At 39.2% G+C, this 17,396-nt stretch carries 20 protein-coding genes; 8 read left to right on the forward strand and 12 right to left on the reverse strand.

Features of this window, described 5'->3' with window-relative positions; translation table 11 throughout:
* The first annotated feature begins 368 nt into the window (after positions 1-368).
* A complete protein-coding gene (locus CD126_RS00855; RefSeq protein WP_169931212.1) occupies positions 369-1,796 on the forward strand; it encodes a YSIRK-type signal peptide-containing protein in 1,428 nt (475 codons plus the stop codon).
* A gap of 198 nt (positions 1,797-1,994) precedes the next feature.
* On the opposite strand, the gene CD126_RS00860 is transcribed toward CD126_RS00855, so the two are convergent.
* The 7 genes from CD126_RS00860 to CD126_RS00890 form a co-directional block, all read right to left on the reverse strand.
* On the reverse strand, positions 1,995-2,321 hold the full coding sequence (locus tag CD126_RS00860) for an antibiotic biosynthesis monooxygenase (protein ID WP_049405825.1): 327 nt from the start codon (positions 2,319-2,321) through the stop codon (positions 1,995-1,997).
* A gap of 4 nt (positions 2,322-2,325) precedes the next feature.
* On the reverse strand, positions 2,326-2,703 hold the full coding sequence (locus CD126_RS00865) for a YbaN family protein (RefSeq protein ID WP_103369890.1): 378 nt from the start codon (positions 2,701-2,703) through the stop codon (positions 2,326-2,328).
* Between the two features lie 369 nt (positions 2,704-3,072).
* Complete coding sequence (locus tag CD126_RS00870) at positions 3,073-3,477, reverse strand: hypothetical protein (protein ID WP_186311599.1); 405 nt, start codon at positions 3,475-3,477, stop codon at positions 3,073-3,075.
* A gap of 15 nt (positions 3,478-3,492) precedes the next feature.
* Positions 3,493-4,188 (reverse strand): HAD family hydrolase, encoded by a 696-nt coding sequence (locus CD126_RS00875; RefSeq protein WP_049405834.1) that lies wholly within the window; start codon positions 4,186-4,188, stop codon positions 3,493-3,495.
* A 373-nt stretch (positions 4,189-4,561) separates the two neighbouring features.
* Positions 4,562-5,143 (reverse strand): signal peptidase I, encoded by a 582-nt coding sequence (gene lepB, locus CD126_RS00880; RefSeq protein WP_049405828.1) that lies wholly within the window; start codon positions 5,141-5,143, stop codon positions 4,562-4,564.
* A gap of 205 nt (positions 5,144-5,348) precedes the next feature.
* Positions 5,349-6,425 (reverse strand): branched-chain amino acid aminotransferase, encoded by a 1,077-nt coding sequence (locus CD126_RS00885; protein ID WP_049405829.1) that lies wholly within the window; start codon positions 6,423-6,425, stop codon positions 5,349-5,351.
* Between the two features lie 205 nt (positions 6,426-6,630).
* The gene (locus CD126_RS00890; protein ID WP_002471166.1) at positions 6,631-7,590 is read right to left on the reverse strand and encodes an NAD-dependent epimerase/dehydratase family protein; all 960 of its coding nucleotides are present in this window, start codon (positions 7,588-7,590) and stop codon (positions 6,631-6,633) included.
* Between the two features lie 289 nt (positions 7,591-7,879).
* On the opposite strand from CD126_RS00890, the gene CD126_RS00895 reads away from it, so the two are divergent.
* On the forward strand, positions 7,880-8,518 hold the full coding sequence (locus CD126_RS00895; RefSeq protein ID WP_049408586.1) for a FusB/FusC family EF-G-binding protein: 639 nt from the start codon (positions 7,880-7,882) through the stop codon (positions 8,516-8,518).
* A gap of 148 nt (positions 8,519-8,666) precedes the next feature.
* Here CD126_RS00895 and CD126_RS00900 read toward each other — a convergent pair whose 3' ends face one another.
* On the reverse strand, positions 8,667-9,557 hold the full coding sequence (locus CD126_RS00900; RefSeq protein WP_049408587.1) for a LysR family transcriptional regulator: 891 nt from the start codon (positions 9,555-9,557) through the stop codon (positions 8,667-8,669).
* A 129-nt stretch (positions 9,558-9,686) separates the two neighbouring features.
* Between CD126_RS00900 and CD126_RS00905 the strand changes: the two genes are divergently transcribed.
* The gene (locus tag CD126_RS00905) at positions 9,687-10,868 is read left to right on the forward strand and encodes an MFS transporter (RefSeq protein WP_103369891.1); all 1,182 of its coding nucleotides are present in this window, start codon (positions 9,687-9,689) and stop codon (positions 10,866-10,868) included.
* 205 nt (positions 10,869-11,073) lie between these two features.
* Here CD126_RS00905 and CD126_RS00910 read toward each other — a convergent pair whose 3' ends face one another.
* The 3 genes from CD126_RS00910 to CD126_RS00920 all read right to left on the reverse strand — a co-directional run bounded on the left by CD126_RS00910 (position 11,074) and on the right by CD126_RS00920 (position 12,652).
* Positions 11,074-11,205: a beta-class phenol-soluble modulin gene (locus CD126_RS00910; RefSeq protein ID WP_002471158.1), complete on the reverse strand. Its 132-nt coding sequence runs from the start codon at positions 11,203-11,205 to the stop codon at positions 11,074-11,076.
* Positions 11,206-11,347: 142 nt separating this feature from the next.
* Positions 11,348-11,479: a beta-class phenol-soluble modulin gene (locus CD126_RS00915; RefSeq protein WP_002471171.1), complete on the reverse strand. Its 132-nt coding sequence runs from the start codon at positions 11,477-11,479 to the stop codon at positions 11,348-11,350.
* A gap of 579 nt (positions 11,480-12,058) precedes the next feature.
* Complete coding sequence (locus CD126_RS00920) at positions 12,059-12,652, reverse strand: histidine phosphatase family protein (RefSeq protein WP_049408590.1); 594 nt, start codon at positions 12,650-12,652, stop codon at positions 12,059-12,061.
* A 217-nt stretch (positions 12,653-12,869) separates the two neighbouring features.
* On the opposite strand from CD126_RS00920, the gene CD126_RS00925 reads away from it, so the two are divergent.
* From CD126_RS00925 to CD126_RS12370, 5 genes are all read left to right on the forward strand, one after another.
* Positions 12,870-13,811, forward strand: coding sequence for an agmatinase family protein (locus CD126_RS00925; RefSeq protein WP_049408592.1), 942 nt, complete (start codon positions 12,870-12,872; stop codon positions 13,809-13,811).
* 92 nt (positions 13,812-13,903) lie between these two features.
* The gene (locus CD126_RS00930; RefSeq protein ID WP_103369893.1) at positions 13,904-15,076 is read left to right on the forward strand and encodes an Nramp family divalent metal transporter; all 1,173 of its coding nucleotides are present in this window, start codon (positions 13,904-13,906) and stop codon (positions 15,074-15,076) included.
* Between the two features lie 106 nt (positions 15,077-15,182).
* On the forward strand, positions 15,183-15,359 hold the full coding sequence (locus CD126_RS12070; protein WP_002471157.1) for a hypothetical protein: 177 nt from the start codon (positions 15,183-15,185) through the stop codon (positions 15,357-15,359).
* Between the two features lie 27 nt (positions 15,360-15,386).
* Positions 15,387-15,587 carry a hypothetical protein gene (locus tag CD126_RS00935; RefSeq protein ID WP_049408596.1) on the forward strand — a complete coding sequence of 67 codons (201 nt, stop codon included), beginning with the start codon at positions 15,387-15,389 and terminating at the stop codon, positions 15,585-15,587.
* Positions 15,588-15,859: 272 nt separating this feature from the next.
* Complete coding sequence (locus tag CD126_RS12370) at positions 15,860-16,057, forward strand: DUF6440 family protein (protein WP_082143069.1); 198 nt, start codon at positions 15,860-15,862, stop codon at positions 16,055-16,057.
* Positions 16,058-16,158: 101 nt separating this feature from the next.
* Here the strand turns inward: CD126_RS12370 and CD126_RS00945 are convergent, their stop codons facing one another.
* Positions 16,159-17,232: an amidohydrolase family protein gene (locus CD126_RS00945; RefSeq protein ID WP_049408599.1), complete on the reverse strand. Its 1,074-nt coding sequence runs from the start codon at positions 17,230-17,232 to the stop codon at positions 16,159-16,161.
* Between the last annotated feature and the right edge of the window lie 164 nt (positions 17,233-17,396).

Genomic DNA, 17,396 nt, shown 5'->3' on the forward strand with positions numbered 1-17,396 from the left:
AATTTTGTAACTAACCTTACAAAATTTTATCTTGTTTTTACTATTTGTACAGATATAAAGTGTTATTTACCAAATAAATATTTTTCTATTAAAACGACATATATATAATAGAAAGTCAACTTTTTGAGCACTTTTTCACTGTATTGGAAATATATGGAGATATTGTAAATAATCAGTGATTTTTCATATAGTTGACTTGCATTTTAAACGCTACTAGAAAATATGCGTAAATAATTAAGTATATAAAGCATATAAATATAATTATATCTAGTGCTATGATGGGAATTACAAATAGATAATAGTTTAAGGTTTATTTACTATTTGGGATTGTTAATTAAATACTTCTTATTTATAAAGGGGATGAAATGATGAACAATAATCAATTCACTAAGAAAGACAAATTTGGAATTAGAAAGTTCTCAGTAGGTGTGGGCTCAGCCCTTTTAACATCTCTATTATTCTTAGGCGTTAGCCACTCTGCAGATGCAGCAGAAACTGACACAGAAGATACTGACCTCGTAGTCGATCAAGATAACCCAGGCGCTGATGGTTCTCTTCCAGCTGCAACTACACCTGCAAATAATGGAAATACTGCATCAGATGGTGTAGATCCTTACGCACCAACAAGTGAACATAATGCAGCAATCGACAATAACGATCCAAACACAATCACTAACACTTATGATGGTAAGAACGAAATGGAACCTACTCCAGGTAATCAAAACATGAGTCCATTATATGACACTAGCAATGAATCTAATCCAACAGCTGGTGATCAAGGTACTAGTCCTTTAGAGTATGACGGCAGTAATGAAATGGACCCTACTCCTGGCAACCAAAACATAAGTCCATTATATGATACTAGTAACGAATCTACTCCTATTGCAGGGGACCAAGGTCAAGATCCTCTAGAATATGACGGCAGTAATGAAATGGATCCTACTCCTGGCGACCAAAGCCAAGATCCTTTAGCTGACGGTAGCGAAGAAGTAGATCCTACTCCTGGTGACCAAAGTCAAGATCCTTTAGCTGACGGTAGCGAAGAAGTAGATCCTACTCCTGGTGACCAAAGTCAAGATCCTTTAGCTGACGGTAGCGAAGAAGTAGACCCTACTCCTGGCGACCAAAGCCAAGATCCTTTAGCTGACGGTAGCGAAGAAGTAGACCCTACTCCTGGCGACCAAAGCCAAGATCCTTTAGCTGACGAACCAGCTACAGAAGATAACCAAGGTACTGATGCATCTAACGGTTCAAACGATGCAACTACTGACGCTGAAGGTAACACTGTTGAAACTGACGCTGAAGGCAATACTATTGTAACTGATGCTCAAGGTAACACTACTGTTACTGATGTAGAAGGCAACACTACTGTTACTGACGCTGAAGGCAACACTACTGTTACTGATGTGGAAGGTAATACTACTTATACTGACGTAGAAGGTAACACTACGTATACTGACGCTCAAGGTAATACGACTGTTACTGATGCTCAAGGTAATGTTGTTCAACAAAGCACTGCAAATGCTATGACTAATGAAGGTGCTATGGGCGAAGAAGGCGCTATGGACGCTCAAGGCACAAATGGTATGACTGACAATGGTATGGCAGCAGGCGAAGAATCACAAGGTACTTCTGAACAAGGCGAAGACCAAGGTACTCAATCTAAAGAAGATAATGAAGCAAGTGAATTACCTGAATCTGGTGGTTCTGACATGACTGTACCACTTGCTACTTCAACAGCTATGCTAGTAGCTGGACTAGGTTTATTATTCAGAAGACGTAACACTGAAAAATAATAACAATTCCAAGGTATAAATCGCTACATTCTATCGAATATACTTTACGCACTGCTAATAAGGTCGCTAAGTTAGACAAAGATTCTAGCTTAGCGGCTTTCTATTTGTAAAAGTTATTTACTCTAATCCCACCACGCTAAAAAAAGCTTATCTCCTCAAATATTAGGAAACAAGCCTTTTAATCACTTTATATTCAACTTATGCATTCTTACCATAGTGATAGGCGATAGAATAAGTAGAAACACTGTTTTTCAATATCGGACTCGCATTATCTTCTTTATGTTGTCTCACATTTTTATGCGCTTCCTTAAACTCATCTGATTGCAGCCAATCTTTAAATGACTGTTCAGACTCCCATATCGTTAAGATCTTGACTTCATCAAAGTCTTCCAAATTATTCGTGGTCGTGACGAACATATCTTGGAATCCTTGAATATTCTCGATACCTTGTCGATTATAGAAACGCTTAACTGTTTCATTCGCGCTACCTTTTTCTAAAGTTAAACAATTCTCAGCCATAAACATGATGTTATCTCTCCTTCGCTTCTTGTGGAAGTGTTTTTACAAAAGTGAATAGCACAATCGTTTGAATGAGCACCATAACGACTAAACCTGCTCTAATCCAAGTATGATCAATCATATAAATTGAGAATCCTACCACGATGTAGAAACTCGCTAATAGCTTGAATTTATTCTTCAACGTATAGCCTCTCTCATTCTTGAAACTTTCCACAAAGTTAATATAAATCTTAGTATTCACTAACCAATTCTTAAATCTATCTGAGCTGTTTGAAAAGCAAATCACAGCTACCAACAAGAAAGGCGTCGTCGGTAGTAAAGGCACTACGGCTCCTATAAAGCCAATTATCGTGAACAACACCCCAATTGTAATTAATACGTACTTCAATACAAACCCTCCATTGATAATCGTTATCAATTATACTAGATAAAGTAGCTAAATACAATCTTTAATTCACGGTATTCTATACATTATTAATTATAGAAAATAGTGTCTCATACTCTAGGTAGCATATTTGACCAATGACTCAAAAGGGCTAACTTATACTGCATTTACATCGCTTCGTTATTATTAGAAACTGTCACTGTTATCGCCCAAAAATGTCTCATATGTAAGCGTCTCGTAAGCCTTCTCTATCGCTCAAAAACAATAAAGAGGTTTGCCTCTTACATCTAGCATAAGAAACAAACCTCATCATCTGACCAACGCATCATCACATTACTAACACAATACACGTTTTCATACCGCTTCGTCATCTTACTCTACATCTTTACGATAAACGATCTTCTCAATTTCGTCGTCTGTAACCCTTTTACTATAATATCCATCAACAGGCAAATCCTTGACCGGCTCCAAACCAAAGGACAACGCTTTATCTTGATTCTCGGTACCAATATAGTTGTAACCTTCGTCATCTTGAAACAAATCAAAGATTGAACCTTCGTATCTCGCTTCATGCGTCAAGTCGTAGAGACGATCGACATCATCCTTCGCTACCGTTTTAAAATAAAGCGTGTGAGGAGACGCATCCGATATATCTGCTGTAAATCCTAAATCCTCAGCATAATCTTCTTCAGTAACAAGCAAGAGTTCGTTGCCCATAGGTTTCACTACTTTGAACGTTAATCCGTGATACTCAGCGTAAAGGCCATCAATGATCATCGTCATCACCTCAAATTATATCTCATTTAATATATCAAGAACTGCAGTGGCATCGTCTACAATACGGTCTGCTTGGGTGAAACTCTCTTTCTCTCCAACACCTGTTAACACAGCTACACTATAGCCTAGTTGCGCGTTCACTGCTGTTTGAATATCGTTTGGCGTGTCGCCGACCATCATGATTTCTTCCGGTTGGACCTCATATTGCTCAAACAACGGCTTCAAGACTTCAGGATTGGGTTTCTCTACTGCATGCGCCTCTGTAGAAATAATCACGTCGAAGAGATGTTCGGAATCCGTCGCTTCTAGGAATTGCTCCGTACCTTTACGTGTGTCACTCGTCACGATCGCGAGCTTATACCCACTTTGCTGCAGTGTTTCAAGCATTTCGTAAACGCCGTCAACCCACTCATTGTCCGGCTCACGTTGATCAATCAGTGTCTGGCTGCGTTCTTTCACCCAATCTGAGACATCGCGGTTAGCGATTTGGTTAAAATGAGTAATCATCTCTTCTAATGAGCCTGAAGCCATGACCGTCCCAGGTAGGATGTCTCTATCAACCACACCTAAATCTTTGTAAGCTTGCTCGACATCTGCAATCGACTCACGATAACGTTCTATAAAATCATCTACGAGTTGAATACCGATGCGCGTCCAGCTTTGGTCAAAGTAGATGAGCGTACCATCTTTATCAAACAATATCCATTGTATCATCACTATGCACTCCAAATTGAATCTTACTTACTCTTATTATATCAATATTATTTAATTTAAATAGTAAAAAAGCTCTAAGATTATGTAAATGTGCTAAACCGTGCACTAACTAGGTTACGTCGCCTTCCCCATACACTACTTACACATCTTAGAGCTTCGGTTCTTCATTATTAAATTGGACGAGTTTTGTTCTAGCAACTAACTATCCTAGTCAAAACAATTACCAGTACTCGCGAAAGTCACTAACTCACCTCATCCTCATAAGCGATTAATGTCAGCCTAGCGATTAACTAACTTCGTTGCAAAAATTAATTAACGCCACCCTGACACTTAATTCTTGTAGTAAATTAACGCCGAGACGCTATTATGATTAATTGACCTCATCAAAGCTATGAGGGTAGAACTTAAAGCGCATTTCACTCAATGGTGCCCAACGCATCATGACCTTACCGACCATTCGATCTTTATTGACTAGACCAAGTTCTCGACGACTATCGATACTGACTTCGCGGTTGTCACCGAGCACGAGATACTTGCCTTTAGGTACTCGTTTCTTACCGCCAGAATGTTTCATCTTCGACACATCCGTATCTTCAGTCAGGTAACGTTGTGTCGTCGCTTCTTTATTCGACTTCAAGTAAGGCTCTTTCACTTTATGACCATTGATATAAAGTTGATCTTTCTTATAGCGGACAGAATCTCCAGGCTTACCAATGAGTCGCTTAATATAATCGCGTTGTTGCGTCGCGTGGAAGATTACCACGTCACCGCGTTTCACTGTATTCAAGTTCTTCGACATCCGATTGATGATGAGTTTATCTCCATCTTTAAACGTCGGATACATCGATGAACCATGCACATTATATTTCGTCACCACAAACTTACTGAGTAAGATTGCGATAACGACACCCACCACGATGGCTATAATCCATTCAATTACATTTCTAGTCATCTTTTTCTCTCCCTAGAAGTGTAGTTTGTACTATATCAACTTTAGCTTAGTGCAAATTACGTGCCTTGTAAAATGATAGTAGAAGAAGTTTAATCTTTGTATTGTATGAAGTATTCAAACACCCCTCACTCTCCAACAAATACTGAAAAGTGAGGGGCATCCTTTATACCATCATTCTATTTTTAACAATTTTACCTAAATGAACTTAGTATTTAGGTACAACGACTCTCCAACCGTTTGGATCTTCAATCTTACCACTTTGAATACCTACGTAGTGGTCATAAAGTTTTTGAGTCATTTCGCCTGTTTCGAAGTTGTTAATAGTGATTTCACGATCTTCGTATTTTAATTTACCTACTGGTGAAATAACAGCAGCTGTACCTGCACCGAAGACTTCTTCTAATTCACCTTTGTCGTGAAGTTCGATGAGTTCGTCAATCGCTACGTGACGTTCTTCAACTTCGTAGCCTAACTTCTTAGCTAATTCGATGATAGATTTACGTGTGATACCAGGTAAGATACTACCGTCTAATTTCGGTGTAACGAGTTTACCATTGATAACGAAGAAGATGTTCATACTACCTACTTCTTCAACATATTTACGTTCAACACCATCTAACCAAAGGACTTGATCCCAGCCTTCTTTGTTCGCTTGTGTTTGAGCGAGTAAACTTGCTGCATAGTTACCTGCAGTCTTCGCGAAACCTGTTCCGCCTCGTACTGCACGTACATATTCGTCTTCTACGTAAATCTTAGTTGGGCTGAGTGAACCTCCACCATAATATGAACCAGATGGTGATAAGATAATGAGTAATTTATAGTTATGAGATGCGTGAACGCCTAAAGTACCTTCTGTCGCAAACACAACTGGACGAATATAAAGTGATTGTCCTTCGCCTTCTGGTACCCAATCACGTTCAACATCAACGAGTTGTTTCAACCCTTCTAATAATTCTTCTTCGTCAATCTTAGGCATGTTAATACGTTCTAATGAGTTGTTGATACGTTTGAAGTTCTGGTCTGGACGGAATAATACGATATCGTCGCCGTGTTTATAAGCTTTTAGTCCTTCAAATACAGATTGACCGTAGTGTATACCTTGAGCTGCCGGAGAAATCTCGATTGGTCCGTAAGGTACAATCTTCAGATCATGCCAACCTTTATCTTTATCATAATCATAGCTTAGCATATAGTCTGTGAAGTGCTGTCCGAAACCTAAGTTCTTTGGATCTGGCTTTTCTTTAAGATGTTCACGTTTCACAAATTCAATTTTATTTGACATGATGCGTTCCCCCTATTAATTTAATCATCTTTATCTCATATTATATCAATCGGCATTAAGCCGTTCAATAATTTTCTAAAAATTTCAAATAAATTTGACTATAGTGACTATTATTAAAAAAACTGAGCACGTCGAGATGATTATGACGTACGTATTCGTCTCCAATCATCCCGTTGATGTGCTCAGTTTCTTCTATTATATAGTGTTATTTTTGTTTGCCTTCTTGTTTTTCAATCGCGTCTAACATAGTCTTAGTCATGCGATCTAAGTCAAACTCAGGATTGAAGCCCCATTCTGCACGTGCGCAGCTCACATCTAAGTTGTCTGGCCAAGTGTCTGCGATGCCTTGACGGTCTGGGTCTACATCATAAGTCAATTCGAAATCAGGATAATATTCTTGAATCGCTTCTTTAACCATTTCTGGTTCAATACTCATACCGCTTAAGTTATAAGCATTACGGTGAATAAGTTTGCCACCGTCAGCTTCCATTAGTTTAATAATCGCATTGATAGCATCGTCCATGAACATCATGTCCATGTATGTGCCTTTGTCGATGAAGCTTGCATATTTACCTTCGCGCACAGCTTGGAAGTAAATTTCAACGGCATAGTCTGTAGTACCGCCACCTGGTTCTTTAACGTAAGAAATAAGTCCTGGGAATCTTACGCTACGTGTATCAACACCGAATTTTTCAAAGTAGTATTGGCATAACAATTCACCTGCAACTTTGTTGACACCGTACATTGTTGAAGGTCTTTGAATTGTTACTTGTGGTGTGTTCACTTTAGGTGTGGAGTTACCGAATGAACCGATAGAGCTTGGTGTGAAGAATTGTAAGTCATATTCACGCGCTGTTTCTAAAGCGTTCATTAAACCACCCATGTTTAAGTCCCAAGCGAACATTGGACGTTTCTCTGCAACTGCAGACAATAACGCAGCCATGTGCATCATTGTGTCGGCACCAAATTCTTCAACTGTCTTAAACATTTTCTCTCTATCTGTAACATCAAGGATTTGGAAAGGTCCTTTCGCTACTTCAGAACCTTCTTCAGGCTCGTTGATGTCTGTTGCTAATACGTTATCTGTTCCGTAAAGTTCTCTACATTTAACTACGAGCTCAGTACCAATTTGTCCTAAGGCACCTGTGATAATAATCTTCTTCATCAATATCTCTCCCCTTGTGTGTATTACAATCGTCGTAGTGTATTCTCGGTGTGAACAAAACTTTTATTAACAACTTCATTATAATATAAAAACGCTTTCTTGTATACATAGAGCGTACATACATGACCTGTTCTGTGATACTAAAATGTGTCTATATCCCCGATAAGCCTTGATATGTTACACTAAAATTTATGTGATAATACTCGATTTCGATTAACAATAACTTATGATTATAAATATTTATGCGCATATATTTATCTCTATACTTTTAACAGAAAGGGTGAAACGTATGTCTTTACTTTATCCTCATCAATTTCACGACATCGAACATCGTGTGGCTCGTCTGATCAACGTTTATAAATCGGTCAATGATACACGTACGATTAGTCTCATTCAAAGTGAGACGCAAGATCATATTCTGTCATTATTTCCAAAGAAAACGTTAGAACTTGAGAAGTGGGTTGACCAACTCATGACGCTCGACCTCTCCACTTACAAGGCCGAGAAGTTGCTTGCAGAAATGAAGCCTTACGTGAAACCTTTTACTCATCCTAGTCCTCAACAGGTTAAAAAGGTCTTTCGCAAAGTGAAGAAATTGAAGACGCCGAAGATCAGCGACGAGGTGCTGTACGATAGCACGTATATTGGTTGGACGGATATTGCTTCGCAACGTAAATATATAATCTATTATGATAAAAAAGGTAAATTGCAAGGATTCTATGGGGATATTTCACCACAAGTGGTTAAAGGTTTCTGTTCAATTTGTAATAAGGAATCGAACGTGTCGCTCTTTATGCGTAAGACGAATCAGGCTAGCGATGGTCGTTATACGAAGAAAGGCGACTACATCTGTCATGATAGTCTAAAATGTAATCGCCAGTTGGATAGCTTAGTGCATTTCCAGAATTTCTTGCATAAGATTCAATAATTTGAGGGTGGCGGGCGCCTCGTGAAGCAGATAGTCGGGGTGCGTGTCACTTTCTTTATCTAGATATTGCTTTAAGACATTACGGGGCATGATGCCTCCTTCTTTCTATAAAATAATAAACACGCCTCAAACTACGCCCTTCCTACTCTCACTGCCTTAAATACTGAATAAAGGTCTTTACAATTGCGTCGTTAGGCTGATTGGCATGTGTTAACGCTGTAAAAAATACGTGATAGTTGAAAGGTTCGCCCATCGGGACTACATCAATTAAATCTTGTTCAACAAAGGGATCGTTCTCTAACATAAGACTGGAAATAATACTCAGACCTAATCCTTCGGAAACCGTCCGTATTAACACACCAGGGTTGTTCGTGCGAAAGACAATTTGAAGACGTCCATGTTGCGCTTCAAACTGCTTAATACTGTGTTGATAAAGATTGCGATCAAATAAGACGAACGGATAATTTTGAATTTGTTGTAAGGAAACGGAACTTTGAAATGACAATTTCGATTTCAATGGGACGATGAGTTTGAAATCAGTAGCTAAATTCAAGTCATTATCAACAATAGTGGATTTAAAGGTCTCACTCTCCCTTTTAGCCACTAACCCAATATCTACTTCTTGGTTTTCTACACGCTGTAGAATATGATCTCGATCATCCTCCTCTACTTGAACTTCGATGTGCGGATAATCTTTCTTAAACTCAGAAAGTGCACGTGGAACGATTTGATGAAATAATGTAGGAATCGTCGCAATCTTGAGCGTTCCAGTTAATTTAGAATCTAGCGCTCGCACTTTCGTCTCTAACTTCTGTTGTGCTTCATAAATATCCAGAATATATGGAAGTAGTGTGTTCCCCATATCAGTAGGATATGTTCCTTTACGTGAACGCTTAAATATTTTATAACCCAGTTCATGTTCCAAATTTGCCAAAGATTGACTTAAAGCCGATTGACTAATATGTAGTAATTCTGCTGAGCGAATCATGGATTCTGTTTCATAAATCGTCTTAACATACTGCATTTGTTCAAAGTTCATCGTCTCATTTCGCCTCCTATTTACATTAGCGTTGCTTATATTAAAATCATTAATTCTAATTATACAATAAGTAAAACTAAAGTTATAATAGATATATTGAAACTTCAAAGGAAAAAGGGCGGTATCATTATGTATGATAAATTGTGGACGAAGGACTTTATCTTTATTACTTTCGTCAATTTTTTAATGTATATGATTCACTATACACTCATCGTTACCATTACCGATTTCACTATTCATCAATACCATGCTTCTGAATCTATGGGCGGTTTAGCGGCAGGTATTTTTATTATCGGTATGTTATTCGGGCGTTTAGTCGCAGGTCGATTTATCGATCTATTTCAACCGAAGTACTTCCTTTTGGGCGGTATTATCTTTTCAATCATTACCGTCGCGTTGTATTTCACAATCAATAGTTTACTCATCATTATGATTGTGCGTTTACTTCACGGTGTCGCATTTGGCTTTTCATCTACAGCTACAGGTGCGATATCTTCAACCATCGTTCCAGAAGAGCGTAAAGGTGAAGGCATTGGTTACTATGCCTTGAGTACGACGATTGCTGCTGCAGTGGGACCTTTCGTCGGACTTGAAATCAGCGGTAACTTAGGTTTCCAATCTAACTTCTTAGTTTGTCTCATCGTTATCGTTGTGTCTCTACTCTTTGCGCTTACAGTCAACAAAGTGCCTAAAGAAGAGGACGAAGTGGCAGAAGAAGCTGCTCCTGCGAGTGGTTTAGCTAAGTTTATTCAGAAAGAAGCCTTACCGATTGCGACAGTTATCGTCTTTATCGGTATCGCCTATTCAAGTGTACTTTCTTATTTTAGTATCTATACCAAACTCATTGATTTAGCGTCATTCTCTGGTTTATTCTTCGTGGTTTACGCGATTACTACTTTCGTGACACGTCCAGTGACAGGTAAAATTTATGACGCTTATGGTGAGAATAAGATTATGTATCCTGTGCTAATCAGTTTCGCACTCGGATTCTTGATACTTTCAATGTCACATGGTGCCGTATTGCTACTCATTTCAGCCATCTTTATCGGCTTAGGCTACGGTACAATTATTCCTAGTGCTCAAGCGATTGCGATTCAACAATCACCGAAGAAGAAGATTGGTTTAGCCACTTCTACATTCTACATGTTCACAGACTTCGGTGCGGGGATCGGTCCAGTATTGCTTGGCTTAATCATTCCACTGACTGGTTACCGTTCTCTTTACGTCATTATGGCTATACTCGTCGTCTTTGCGACAGTTCTTTACTTTGCCCTTCATGGTAAAAAGGCTACACAACAACGTAGCTATTAACTTCATATTCTTATACACTACTTTGCCCCACCTTGGTCATTGAACTAAGGCGGGGCTTTTATAATATGTAAAAGTGTTGGAACGCGTTGAAGCTGAGTTTCTACCCTCAAGACTATCACTACGCATCCTATGTAAAAAAGCGATGGAACATTACGTCCCACCGCTTCATTATAGTTATCGAATCATTATATTGAAAAGCTTGAAATTAGCCAAAGAAGCCAGCGATGAAGTCTACACCTTTAGCTGCAGCTTCTGCAATGCTTGTACCCATTGTAGCCCAGTCTTTGTCTAATCCTGCTTTTACTGCATCTGAAATTGCACTTACGATACCTTCCATGAATAATTCATCCTTTCAAATTAATTTATTTATAATCAAGTTATTATTGTACTAATCAAAAATGCTTAGATGGTGGATATGACTGCTTAAGTGTCCAACCCAACCATCTTAGCATGGTTGGAACTCCTTCACGCTTTCGGAATTAACCGAAGAAACCAGCGATGAAGTCAACGCCTTTAGCTACTGCTTCAGCGATGCTTGTTCCCATTGTAGCCCAGTCTTTATCAAGACCTGCTTTTACTGCGTCTGAGATAGAACTTACGATACCTTCCATGATTTTCACCCCTTTCTGTTGTCTTCTGAACTGTTAACTATAGTGTAAGGGATAGAACGTAACTGTGGTAAATGAGTGCCTAGATGTACCTAAAGAGTACCTAAGTGTAACATTTTGGTCATAAATTACACGCTTACTATTCCAATCCGTTGATTTATGAGTAGTCATTTACTTCAAAGATGTATTTTTACTCTTAAAATAGTTAGCGCACTTCTTAATTAAGCAAAATTTTTTAAACTTTTTTGCTACAACTGGGTTATAGTTTAATTCGTGCTACTTATTACGGGCATTCGTTTCGTAATATTTATATCTATCACGCCATTGCTTCCGTTGAATTTGTATACTTTTGATGATCCTCTTGGATTAAATGCACGTGCCTTAAAGTGTGACGGTGAAATTCGAAATTGCGTCTCACGCTTAAGAATGTTCTCACGCTTTTACTAATTAAGAAAGCCGGTTACACTTATCCACTTCAGACACCATCACTTTCTCTCCTACCAGCAAAAAGTCCGCAGATGATACTAAAACATCTACGAACCGAACTTGTATCTTCATATATATAATGTACTCGAACTAGACTTACATTTTACCTATCTCTTTATAATGAGAAAGATGATGCGTCATATTAAAATCTTGAACATGCCAAGCCCCATCGCGAAGAGTTATCGTACTCATACTTCCATTCACTAAACTGTGGCGTGGAATTTCCATATCGTGCATGCACATCGTTCTCAATAGATAGTTAATCACCGCTCCATGTGAAACGACAATTACCTGGCCTTGAGGATATTCCGCTTGAAGCTTATTCAATGCGGCTCGTAAACGCTGCTCCAAATGTGCTTCTGTTTCCTGTTGAGGATAAATTCGATCAGGGTAAGCTGTTAGTCTCTCTTCCACGGTCATCCCCTCTGCAGTACCAAAACTGCGCTCAATAAAGTCCTCCATCTCCAATAGAGGAATCTGCAATTGTTCTTGGATGAGCTCAGCCGTACGATATGCGCGACGTAAAGGGCTGGTTACGATCGCTGACCATTGTTGACCACTCAGAGCCTTTGCACATTCTTTCGCTTGCTGAATGCCGTTATCATCGAGTTCTGTATCCGTACGTCCTTGGAGCTTCCCAAGTTGATTCCATTCCGTTTCACCATGTCTCACGAGGCAAATTTCCGTCATCCGTACACTCCCTTTCTTGCGTTATCTCTATCATAACTGTCCTCTATCCTCTGCGACAAAGATTTCTTTCTGAATCCTCCACTTCCGCTTACTTTAATTCACACAGTGCTTAATATCTTAATTATTAACTAACCATTCCACTATATAGTTTTCAGATTTATTTGAAAAGGCAAAGAGATAACTATATAATAACTAACAATAAAGGAGTGGGTAGTTTATGAAAAATAATATTTACGGTAATACACCGTGCTTTTTAAATAGTAAGAACTTGGTTCAATCTGGAACTTTAGATACTGACGTCATCTTCTATGGTGCACCTTTCGAAGGTGAAAGTACTTGGGGAGATTATACAGGCGTTGAACTCGGTCCGAAACAAATTCGTTTAAGCTCTGCGCGTTATAGTTGTTATTTACCAGAACTCAATCATATTGATGTGAGCGAACACCTTTCACTGGGAGATGCTGGAGATGTTCCGTTCGTGGCACATAATAATGAAGAAAGTTATCACAACATCGAGACTTTTACCCAAAGCTTGTGGGAAAGCGGTAAGTTTCTCGTCGGCTTCGGCGGTGAACATGGAGTAACCTATCCCATATTGAAAGCTTTGACGAATACAGGTAAGAAAGTCGGCATTATTCATCTTGATGCGCATTACGATAATATGCCGGATTACGAAGGTGAAAAATTCGCGCGTAACACACCTTTTATGCACCTCTATAAGACTGAAGGTGTGCGTAATGAAAGTATTATTCATACTGGTATTCACGGGCCACGCAATCAACCTGAGACGGGTCGCTATGCGGAAGAAGCTGGAGCACAAACACTGACGATCAATGATATTCGTGCCGCTAAAGATTTAAAGGCTTTCGCTAGAGATATTTATGACCAAGCACAACAAGATGTCGATGTGGTTTACTTAACTATTTGTAGTGATGTCTTGGATTTCGCCTTTAATCCTGGAGGCCCAGTAGACGGCAATGGCCTATCATCTTTCGAATTACTCACGCTCATCCACGAATTTGGCAAACTCGGTTTATGCGGAATGGATTATGTGGAAGTCTATCCAATGAATGACGCCAATCAGAACTCTTCACACTTCGTCTCTACAGCTGTATTGTACGTCCTCGCTGGTCACGTCGCTTATTTGAATAATAATTAAACATCGCGCATTCAACTATAACTCATATGCGCACAAGGGGTTGGGAGTATGTTATCTAAAGGATTCAAATCTTGAAAGCATTGGGGCCAGGTATGATTATCACCGCTTCCTTTATCGGACCTGGTACCGTCACTACGATGACACAAAGCGGGGCTGACTTTGGTTACAGTTTACTTTGGGCAGTCGTCTTCTCTGTAATTGCGACTATTGTCGTTCAAGAAATGATTATTCGCCTATCTTTAGTAACACGCGAAGGACTTGGGGAAGCCATTCAGTCGTTACTTCAACATAAAGTGGGCAAATTCATTCTCGTGTGGTTTATCTTAATCGTCGTAACGCTCGGTTGTGCTGCCTATATTAGCGGTGATTTAATTGGGACGTCACTTGGAGCAGCCTACTTGTTACACTTACCGAAACATGTCGTCGCTCCGATTATTGGGATTATTATTTTGTTAATTGGTGTGCTAGGGAATTATGATTTTTTAGAAAAAGTCATGATTGTACTGATGGTAATCATGGGACTCATCTTTATTACAACGATGATTCTTGTGCAGCCTGATGTAGGTGCTGTGTTTAAAGGTGCGTTGGTTCCTACTGTACCAAACGGATCTATGTTGACGGTTATCGCTTTGATCGGAACCACTGTAGTTCCTTATAATTTCTTTATTCACTCTACTGCAGTTCACGAACGCTTTCACAGTATCAAAGCACTGCGCTTTGCGCGTTGGGATACCGTTCTTTCAATTACGATTGGTGGAATTATTTCAGCAGCGATCTTAATTTCAGCTGCTACGTTGATTCGAGGTGAAGAAGTATCGAGTGTGATCCAGCTCGCTCGACCTTTAGAACCTATTCTAGGTCAAGCAGCACCCTATGCGATGAGTATCGGCTTGTTTGCCGCAGGTCTTTCTTCTGCTCTCGCTTCTCCAACCGGTGCAGCTGCTACGATTAGTAGTTTACTTGGTTGGAAAGGTGGCATGTCGAGCAAGAAATATAAGACCGTCTTTGCATGCATCATCATCGTCGGCATTATTTCTTCTGCTTTAGGATTCGAACCGCTTCAGGTGGTACTTGTCGCACAAGCATTAAATGGAATGATCTTGCCGATTGTTGCGATTGTGATCTTTATTATTATCAATCGCCGTCGCTTACTCGGTGACTATGTGAATAACTGGAAATGGAATGTGATTGGTGGACTCGTCGTTGCAGTCATTACTTTTCTCGGCGGTTATAGCTTAGTGGATGCTGTAGCGCAATTATTTTAGCTTTAATTGTACCCAGCGTATATAATGAATATAAAGAGAAAGACTTTGTTATTAAGGCACTTCGAAATATGTTACGCTACAACTACCCAGAATGGAGTGAAGATCCTTGCGTTCAAACATCACGATGTTATTACTGATCATCATAGGCTGGATTCTTGGGATCACGTTAATTGTGAGTGGTTTCATCAATCACCACTACGTTGTTATGAGTGTCGGTATTGTGGGACTAATCATGAATATCTACTATTATGTTCAATATCGCCAAAGATCCAGAGAAGATTAAGAACGCTAACGAAAGGAGTTGAAGGTAATGGATAACAGTATGCTATCACCTTTAGCGACAATTGTTACGTTGATTGTGGCAATTATCATGCTCATCATGGCTTTAGTCGGTCATCATTCCGTCTTAGCCTTCTTCGCGTTAATCTTGATTCTTCTACAACTGTTTAAAGTATACGTTAATTATAAGAAGAACTTTACGCACGAGGATGATAGAGACCATATTGAATAAGGATTTGTAATTATTAAAAACTGCGCTGTAATAAGGGCGCAGTTTTTCTGTATGTATACGGGTGTTGGGCGAATTTGCGGGTCGCGGTGCAGCGTTTTATCACTTATAACAATTATAGCGATTCTTATATTTATAGTAGCTCTAGTTGGCCATCACCATTTACTAACATGCTTTAGTCTGGTATTAATAATATTACGTACTTTGATTATAAAAAGAATGACGAAAAGCAATATTGAAAGTATGAATAATCATTTAGAAAGTGAGGTAATACTATTTTTGGTAAGGATAAAGATGAAGACCGTTTCGTAACGGAGAAAGCTTCGAGTGATAAGAATGTTAGAACTTATATACTAACCGACAAAGTGACTGGAAATCAGTATTTAGCAAGTTGGATTTCAACAGGTGGCGGCCTTACTCCTCTACTTGATGAGAATGGAAACATTAGTAAATCAGACAAATATCCTGAATAATTAAGGGAAAAGCTGGATTTCGTTTACCCCTATCGTTAGATTTAAGTATAAATATACGTCGTTTAATATGGGGAACGCCAACGGAATCCAGCTTCTTTTTTTTATGAGAATAGTTGTTTGATATTTCGGTTAAATATACCTTCTTTTTCTTCTTGAGTGAAGTAGTTTGTACGACTTATATCTTGTTGCATTTTATCTATCCAAGAATCTGGCGCATAATGCGCATCTGAGCCGAAGAGCACATGTGACACATCCGTCGTTTCTTTTAAGCTCGCAAAGGTCGCATCGCCTGTAGAAAGCGCTGTATCGTAATAGAACCGACTAAAGTATTCCGAAACGGTTAAGTTTAACGTGTTCCAGCCATCAAGACCATATTTATACTGCTTAAACATCTTCGCATATTTCACAGGGTGTTTGATAACCGTCTTCACTAAATCTTTCTTCTTACTCCCCATCATCGGCTGCAAACGCGATTTCGGATCTTCCATAATATAGCGTTGCGTCTCTAACGCCTCATGAATACGCCATTTCAGATACGGTAACGTTCCACCTGCATGTGCGAGAATAAACTTCAACTGCTCATAACGCTCCATCGTGCCACTGAGTACAAGGTTCGTTGCTGCTCGTGTCGTATTGAAGGTAAATTCTTCGAGGAAATCTGCAAAGACATATTGCGGTTTCGCCACTTTATCTGACGTTGAACTTGGATGTACAAAGACGATACCTTGATGACGGTTAATCTCAGCCATCACTGGGTCGAACTGATCATCGCCTAAATACGCATCGCCATAGTTAGACAATAAACCAATGCCATCTAGCTTTAATTCTTCAAGCGCATATCTCACTTCCGCGATAGACTCTTTGACATGAGGCATAGGGAGTAAAGCGAAACTTTTGAAACGTCCAGGATACTTCGCCTTGAGTTCAGCTTGATATTCGTTGACTTGACGTGCGACTTTCGCAGCTTTCTTTTTCTTAAAAGGAAGTGTCGCCGGCTCTGAAATTGAAGTCACACCGACATCAATTCCTAACTCGTCCATCATTTGTAAACTATCTTTAGGCTCCCAATCTTTAATAGGATAACCACCTGCTGTCGTTACGCCAATCTTCTTCAATGCGCGTTTATATATTTGAGGGATAATATGATGATGAATATCTACTATTTGTGGAAACATGTTAAAACCTTCTTTCGGGAGAATATACTAGTTTCTACTATTATAGTTTACTACTTTTTCCTGATATTGAAACATTAATTCATCGCTGTACATTCTTTCTTATGAATAACTGGAAAATAAGAAATGCAAATAAACCCCTATATACCTGTCTCTTATACACATCT

Origin of the sequence: Staphylococcus pettenkoferi, assembly GCF_002902685.1 — a bacterium.
Classification (GTDB): domain Bacteria; phylum Bacillota; class Bacilli; order Staphylococcales; family Staphylococcaceae; genus Staphylococcus; species Staphylococcus pettenkoferi.